This window comes from Candidatus Schmidhempelia bombi str. Bimp (genome assembly GCF_000471645.3).
In the GTDB taxonomy this organism is placed as follows: domain Bacteria; phylum Pseudomonadota; class Gammaproteobacteria; order Enterobacterales; family Orbaceae; genus Utexia; species Utexia bombi.
This window is the reverse complement of sequence record NZ_AWGA01000022.1, coordinates 1-7,711: the sequence shown is the minus strand read 5'-3', so window position 1 is coordinate 7,711 and position 7,711 is coordinate 1. Positions and strand designations below refer to the sequence as shown.

Genomic DNA, 7,711 nt, shown 5'->3' with positions numbered 1-7,711 from the left:
CGCTCGCGCTTGGTGCCGCAGGCGCGGCGTCACTAGCCACTGGAGCAACAGGTGCTTCCACTGCACCATCAGCCGCATCAAATACCATAATAGGGGTTCCAGTTTGTACTTTATCGCCTACCGCGATGGTAATCGATTTAACAATCCCCGCTTGTGGCGCAGGAATTTCCATTGACGCTTTATCACCTTCAACCGTCATTAATGATTGATCAGCGTCAACTTTATCACCCACTTTAACTAAAATTTCAGTGACTTCGACTTCATCACCACCAATATCAGGTAATTTAATTTCAATACTCATTTTCGTTATACCTTTTTACTTATGCAATTCGTGGATTTACTTTATCTGCATCAATATTAAATTTATTGATTGCATCGTTAACAACTGAAACATCAATATCGCCGCGTTTCGCTAATTCACCTAATGCGGCAACCACTACGTAACCAGCATTAATTTCAAAATGCTCACGTAAATTTTCACGACTATCTGAACGACCGAAACCATCAGTACCTAATACTTTATAGCTTGCTGCTGGTACATAAGCGCGTACTTGCTCAGCAAATAGCTTCATATAGTCTGTTGAAACCACCGCAGGCGCGTTATTCATCACTTGCGTCATGTAAGGTACACGAGGCGTCTCAGTTGGATGTAACATATTCCAACGTTCACAATCTTGCCCTTCACGTGCAAGCTCAGTAAATGAAGTAACACTATAGATATCAGAACTAATACCATACTCATTGGCTAAGATGGTGGCAGCTTCGCGTACATGGCGTAAAATTGCCCCTGAACCAAGAAGTTGTACCGATAATTTAGCATTCTGACCTTTAACCGTATCCAATTTATAGATACCTTTACAAATACCTTCTTCGGCACCGGCTGGCATTGCTGGTTGATCATAGTTCTCATTTAAAGTAGTAATGTAATAGAACACATTTTCTTGTTCACCATACATACGACGTAAACCATCTTGAACAATAACCGCGACTTCATAAGCATAAGACGGATCATAAGAAACACAGTTAGGGATGGTGGCAGAGATGATATGGCTATGTCCATCTTCATGTTGTAGGCCTTCACCATTTAATGTGGTACGACCTGAGGTACCGCCGATAAGGAATCCACGTGCTTGCTGGTCACCCGCCGCCCAAAGTAGATCACCAATACGTTGGAAACCAAACATAGAGTAGTAAATATAGAATGGAATCATTGGTAAATCATTAGTGCTATAAGAGGTGGCAGCAGCTAACCATGAGGCACCAGCACCCATCTCATTAATACCATCTTGTAGGATTTGACCTTTTTCATCTTCACGATAATACGCCACTTGCTCGCGGTCTTGCGGAATATATTTCTGACCATTTGGATTATAGATACCAATTTGACGGAATAAACCTTCCATACCAAAGGTCCGCGCTTCATCGGCTAAGATAGGCACTAAACGTGGTGCTAACGCTTTATCTTTCAATAAGATATTTAAAGTACGAACAAAAGCAATCGTGGTTGAGATTTCTTTATTTTGCGCTTCAAGCAGCGGCGTAAATTCACTTAATGCTGGAATCGTTAGTGGCTGAGTAAATTTCGGTAAGCGTGATGGCACATAACCCTTTAACGCTTGACGACGTTCATGGAGATATTGGTACTCTTCACTATCTTTATCTAAAGTTAAATATGGTAATTTTTCGATATCCGCATCGGCGACAGGCACATTGAAGAAATCACGTACATGACGCACGCTATCCATATTCATTTTCTTAACCTGATGGGCAATATTTTTCGCTTCTGCCGCATCACCCATACCATAGCCTTTTACCGTATGCGCTAAAATGACAGTTGGACGACCCGTCGTTTCTTTGGCTTTTTGGAATGCCGCAAACATTTTCACTGGATCTTGACCGCCACGATTTAAACTAAAGATCTCATCATCGGTCATATGCTTAACTAATTCAGCTGTTTCAGGATATTTACCGAAGAAATGCTCACGAATATAAGCACCATCTTTTGATCTAAAGGTTTGATAGTCACCATCTAAGGTTTCATTCATTAATTGAATCAACTTACCAGACTTATCTTGCTGTAACAATTTATCCCAGCGACTACCCCAAAGCACTTTAAGTACCTGCCAACCCGCACCGGCAAAAATACCTTCTAGCTCATTAACAATCTTACCATTACCAGTTACTGGTCCATCTAAACGCTGTAAATTACAGTTAACAACAAAAACTAAGTTGTCTAATTTTTCACGTGTCGCAACGGTAATCGCCCCTTTTGATTCTGGCTCATCCATCTCACCATCGCCAAGGAAAGCATAAACGGTTTGTTCAGACGTATCTTTTAAACCACGATGATGTAAATATTTTAAGAAACGTGCTTGATAAATTGCACTAATTGGTCCTAAGCCCATCGATACCGTTGGGAACTGCCAAAATTCAGGTAATAATTTAGGGTGAGGATAAGAAGGTAAACCTTTACCGTGAACTTCCTGACGGAAATTATCTAACTGCTCTTGTGTTAAACGCCCTTCAATAAAAGCACGTGAATAGACACCTGGAGAGATATGACCTTGGAAATAGACTAAATCTCCGCCATCTTTTTCATTTCTAGCACGGAAAAAGTGATTAAAGCAGACTTCATAGAATGTAGCGGCAGACTGGAACGATGCCATATGTCCACCAAGATCCAAATCTTTTTTAGATGCACGTAATACTATCATTAACGCATTCCAACGTACAATGGCGCGAATACGGCGTTCAATTTCAGTATTGCCTGGATAAGCTGGTTGTTCATCAACTGGAATCGTATTGATATAACTGCTGGTTTGCGCACCTGACAATGGTACCCCACCTTGGCGAGCTTGCTGAAGGATTTGCTCAATAATATATTGAGCACGTTCAATCCCTTCTTCACGAATTACCGATTCAATGCTTTCTAGCCAATCCTTCGTTTCGATAGGATCAATATCATTGTTTTGAATATCTGACATTATAAAGACCTCTTTAGGTTTAAAACAGACAGAGAATGAATTAAAGTAACAATAAATAATTTACTATTACTAATAATAACAACAAGTTACCAAGACTACTATTTAACCGTATGTATCGATATTTACACTTATTATTATTTATTTACTCATTATCTCTGTGAATATTCCTTATGATTCATAAGGGAAATAAACAATATTTATTATTGCTTTTGATTTTTGTCAAAAAATTATCTCATTGTTCGTACCTAAAAATCTAGTTAAATATGCTAACCTATCAGAATTATTGATGTTTCTTTAGCATAATTATGATTATTCAGTGATAAACTTTTACTAAATAAATAAAAATGACGATAAGATGATAAAATGAAGAATGAATTAATTGTGCGGCAATTGGGATTAACCTCCTACGAAGCGGTGTATCAAGCCATGCACACTTTTACTGCCTCACGTACGATTCAACATGCCGATGAAGTTTGGCTTACTGAACATCTCCCTATATTTACTCAAGGCAAAGTAGGTAAACCGGAACATCTTTTAACAACACAAAATTCTATTCCTGTATTTCAGTCCGATCGTGGTGGACAAATCACTTATCACGGACCAGGACAACTGATTTTTTACACGTTAATTAATCTCAAACGTCGCCAACTCACTATTCGTGACATGGTTAATTGCTTAGAAAATAGCGTCATTACAACCCTTGCTCAGTTAAATATTCAGGCTAACGCCAGAAAAGACGCACCGGGTGTGTATGTCAACAATCAAAAAATTTGTTCTTTAGGCTTACATATCCAACGTGGTTGTACCCTACATGGTTTAGCACTAAATGTCGATATGGACTTATCCCCTTTTAACTTAATTAACCCGTGTGGCTATTCGGACCTAACCATGACTCAAGTCAGTCAATTAGCACCCACATTCTGTTACGCTGAGCTGAGTCAACAACTGGTCATCGCTTTTGCCAAACAGTTACGTTATAACGCAATTAACTATACCCAATTATGATGATGATTCTTATGGAAAATAAAACCACAGCACCTACAACAAGAAGTACAAAATACCGAGATGGTGATAAAGTTCGCCTAATTCAGACACGGAATATCGATGCGCAACCAAGATTAAAAAAACCTGAGTGGATGCGCATTAAATTGCCAACTGATACAGGACAAATCGCTGCCATAAAAGCCACGATACGCAAACATGGCTTACATTCAGTATGTGAAGAAGCCGCCTGCCCTAATCTCGCAGAATGTTTTCATCATGGTACCGCAACATTTATGATTATGGGCGATATTTGTACTCGCCGCTGTGCCTTTTGTGATGTTGCCCATGGACGACCTTTACCTTTAGATAGCCAAGAACCGATCAAGCTAGCGAATACCATTGCTGAAATGAAATTGCGCTATGTAGTCATTACCTCGGTTGATCGTGACGATTTAAAAGATGGCGGCGCCAGTCACTTTGCGGCTAGTATTCAGCATATCCGCCAACGCAATCCAAAAATTAAAATTGAAACATTAGTCCCTGATTTTCGCGGTTGTCTGGATATAGCTATCGACACGCTCGCTCAAACCCCGCCAGATGTGTTCAATCATAATCTGGAAAATGTGCCGCGTTTATATAAAGAGATCCGTTTAGGGGCAAACTATGACGGATCACTTGCCCTATTAGCTGAATTTAAACGTCGTCACCCACAGATACCAACTAAATCTGGTTTAATGGTGGGATTAGGAGAAACCAATCAAGAACTAATTCAAGTGATGCAAGATCTACGCGATAATGGGGTAACGATGTTAACCTTAGGGCAATATTTACAACCAAGTAAACACCACCATCCATTGCACCGTTACGTCTCCCCACAAGAATTTGAACACTTTAAACAGATTGCACTGGATATGGGCTTTACCCATGCGGCTTGCGGCCCATTTGTTCGATCTTCTTATCATGCTGACTTACAAGCAATGGGTAAAGAAGTAAAATAAAAGCTAATTCGCTTTCATAGCGACATCAAAAAGTGACCATTTATCGATGTCGCTATGAAAAGCGAATTGCGGTAAGCATTATTAACCAACATTAAACCGATCATCCAGTTAATTAAATCAGTCACAATATACACACAAACGGCAACGCTACCGCTCATTACTCCCCCATTTTTGATCGCCCCTTGTACATTATCGCTATCTAATTCAATATATGTAACTGGTGTCACAACGACTTATTACGAATAGCAAAGCTTTATTGATTTTTATACGCCATTTTAGACAACGCCTCTGACCACTTTCTCTCAAAATTATCTTTATAAATTAATAATTTAAAATATAAAGTAATGGAAGTAATAAGTATACAGAGTATAGTGCCAAGCGTAATAATTAACGGTACTTCAATATATTCGATATAGCTAACTGGTAATAAAGCGATAATAGAAACCAAACAAAAGAGGGTACTAAAAAGAAATACAATGGGATAAAAAAAGACCCTATCCTCTTCGTTATCCTCAATAATTTGCCTTGATTTATCATGTAACTGCATAATATGAATATCATCGCCACTTTGCGCCGCCACAAATTGACCTTTCTGTCCTTGGCTTACCCCTTCAGCGGCCAGCACCAATGCCAACCAAACATGGGTATGATCGACGTTACCAATATGATGCTCTAATTGATAAAATTTATTGGGATCAATCATGATGTCACTCTCTACATCAAAAAAGGTACCTTTTAAAATATTTAATGCCGAATTAGGTAAAAATGTTGTCCAAATTTGACGAACTTGACTTTTTTCAATCTGCTCAGCTTTAAGCAGATAAGTAAGATCATCACTTAAATCCGTCAACTGTGTTTTCAACGGTCGAAATAGCCGCAATCGAGAATAATTTAATGATGTATCACGATTAGAAAGCAGTAACGCACAACAGTGCTCAGTCACGGCTAATGGCCTACTATTAGTTAACACCAAATTAATGACTAAAACAGTTTCACCATACCCGGTATCAAACCATTGATAAATAATATCTGGCGAAGGTATTTTATTTGAAAAAATAATATTTTCTGGCTTAATATTATAATGATTTAAATGACAATAATTTACTAAAGTATTTACCATCGCACTATTATCTTGAGTGGTATTAAACAACACTTTAATATTGGGTTGGGTGGTTATCTTCGCTTTCATAGGTGACAAAATTTTGTCAAATATAAAAAATAACGGCGAGCTATTTACATCCTGTAATGCCGAAATAGGCAACACTTTATCTGGATTCATGGGTGCGTTGCCTTCCAATCCCATTATTTTTAATCCAAGATTATCAATATCCGTTAAATAACTAGCACCTAACAATACAATCGATTCTCTCGCCCAATCTTGCCAATTGTCATGCTTATTTTTAATACAGTGATTAAAAAATAGCACCTTTATTCGCTGTCGGTGATAAAAACTATAGAAAAAACCGATTACCGATAAACTAAAAAGCATGGGTGCAATAATCAAATAGAGTCCTGTCAATTTTAGTTTTGTTAAAGCAAATTCGCCATTAATTAATAACACCGCACAACTAAAAAAAACGATACTAATTACGAAGGCAAACAAATAGATCCAGATTGAAAAATTTTCTGGTACTGGCTTAGCAGAAATAGTAGGAAGACGCCACTGCATTATTCACACCCAGCAACCGCTAATGTAGAAATAAGCACACAACCACACGCGGCTTTACATCCATTGACAACAACCGCGCGATCGTTCATGATCCAAGTAGGATGCCCTTCGATAATGGCATTTTGATTATGTCCCTTTTTAGGACACGATACCTGATCACCAACCAATGCGACTGGCTTACCATCAAAATGGGCTCCAGAAGCCGTTATTACTTGCCCGCCATGTGAATGCGGATCCCCTAAACGAATAACACCTTTCATAAAACAACTCCTTATTAATTTTATTATTTTTCCGCCCCAATTTCACAACGTATGCGATCCCACCCCTGATAAGGTTGTGGTTTAACGTTTTTAATTGAATTTACCCGTGCTTGGTATGCTTGACTATCCATTAATTTGATATAGGTACCAAATTTAGAGCCATCTCTCACTCTTTCATCGGTAAACGCCGCTAGTGGATAAAAGGTCTGAGTATTTAACCACGAATTTCCTTTGTTATAATCGATGTCATCATATCCATAAGACGCACCAAAGATGACGTCACTATTTTTTAATATAAAATAACCAGTATTACCAGAAATACTGATTGGCACATTATTCTTCCTAGGAGAATCATAAATTGCCTCAATAGGGGAATCATCAACCCCAATAAAGTAGTCGACTTCATTACCTGGTACAGCCGCCATTGGAGATACTCTGGCTTTTAAAAAGTGCCTGCCGCCATCTATCGAAAAGACAAAATCCGATAAATCATCGGTTGGAATAGCAATATACTGTTTACCTGGGTTATAGTACTTAAATTTCGGTAAATGGTAAGCGGTATAAAAGCGTTTAGTAATTCGGGTATGAATATTATTTTTATCATCATGGTACCAGATTAGCCCACTACAATTTTCCCCCTGAAGCTCTAAATAACGTTCAGCATCAAAGCGGTAGATAACTTGGCGTTTATTGCTTACATAATAGAATGAATCATCAAGTACATCCCCATTTCTAGCTACACTATGCAATAATTCATAACCTTTTTTCGGTATAGGTTTTGGCGGCATTAATGGCATCGGGTCTGTGCTCGGAAAG

At 38.5% G+C, this 7,711-nt stretch carries 8 protein-coding genes; 2 read left to right on the top strand and 6 right to left on the bottom strand.

What is annotated here, in order from left to right:
* A partial coding sequence (locus O970_RS02265; protein WP_036562375.1) for a biotin/lipoyl-containing protein occupies positions 1–301 on the bottom strand: 301 nt, incomplete at its 3' end.
* Positions 302–320: 19 nt separating this feature from the next.
* The gene (gene aceE, locus O970_RS02260) at positions 321–2,984 is read right to left on the bottom strand and encodes a pyruvate dehydrogenase (acetyl-transferring), homodimeric type (RefSeq protein WP_024495565.1); all 2,664 of its coding nucleotides are present in this window, start codon (positions 2,982–2,984) and stop codon (positions 321–323) included.
* Positions 2,985–3,347: 363 nt separating this feature from the next.
* On the opposite strand from aceE, the gene lipB reads away from it, so the two are divergent.
* Both lipB and lipA read left to right on the top strand, forming a co-directional pair.
* The gene (lipB, locus tag O970_RS02255) at positions 3,348–3,989 is read left to right on the top strand and encodes a lipoyl(octanoyl) transferase LipB (RefSeq protein WP_024495564.1); all 642 of its coding nucleotides are present in this window, start codon (positions 3,348–3,350) and stop codon (positions 3,987–3,989) included.
* An 11-nt stretch (positions 3,990–4,000) separates the two neighbouring features.
* A complete protein-coding gene (gene lipA / locus O970_RS02250; protein WP_024495563.1) occupies positions 4,001–4,966 on the top strand; it encodes a lipoyl synthase in 966 nt (321 codons plus the stop codon).
* Between the two features lie 14 nt (positions 4,967–4,980).
* Here the strand turns inward: lipA and O970_RS02245 are convergent, their stop codons facing one another.
* From O970_RS02245 to O970_RS02230, 4 genes are all read right to left on the bottom strand, one after another.
* Positions 4,981–5,193, bottom strand: coding sequence for a hypothetical protein (locus O970_RS02245; protein ID WP_130575713.1), 213 nt, complete (start codon positions 5,191–5,193; stop codon positions 4,981–4,983).
* 26 nt (positions 5,194–5,219) lie between these two features.
* Positions 5,220–6,635 carry a hypothetical protein gene (locus tag O970_RS02240; RefSeq protein ID WP_024495562.1) on the bottom strand — a complete coding sequence of 472 codons (1,416 nt, stop codon included), beginning with the start codon at positions 6,633–6,635 and terminating at the stop codon, positions 5,220–5,222.
* On the bottom strand, positions 6,635–6,895 hold the full coding sequence (locus O970_RS02235) for a PAAR domain-containing protein (RefSeq protein WP_024495561.1): 261 nt from the start codon (positions 6,893–6,895) through the stop codon (positions 6,635–6,637). Before O970_RS02235 ends, O970_RS02240 begins: the two co-directional genes overlap by 1 nt.
* Before the next feature lie 23 nt (positions 6,896–6,918).
* A partial coding sequence (locus O970_RS02230) for a T6SS immunity protein Tli3 family protein (protein ID WP_238610577.1) occupies positions 6,919–7,711 on the bottom strand: 793 nt, incomplete at its 5' end.

Bases quoted from the DNA above. Each gene is read 5' to 3' on its own strand.
- aceE (WP_024495565.1), bottom strand. From the start codon at position 2,984: ATGTCAGATATTCAAAACAATGATATTGATCCTATCGAAACGAAGGAT.
- lipB (WP_024495564.1), top strand. From the start codon at position 3,348: ATGAAGAATGAATTAATTGTGCGGCAATTGGGATTAACCTCCTACGAA.
- lipA (WP_024495563.1), top strand. From the start codon at position 4,001: ATGGAAAATAAAACCACAGCACCTACAACAAGAAGTACAAAATACCGA.
- O970_RS02240 (WP_024495562.1), bottom strand. From the start codon at position 6,635: ATGCAGTGGCGTCTTCCTACTATTTCTGCTAAGCCAGTACCAGAAAAT.
- O970_RS02235 (WP_024495561.1), bottom strand. From the start codon at position 6,895: ATGAAAGGTGTTATTCGTTTAGGGGATCCGCATTCACATGGCGGGCAA.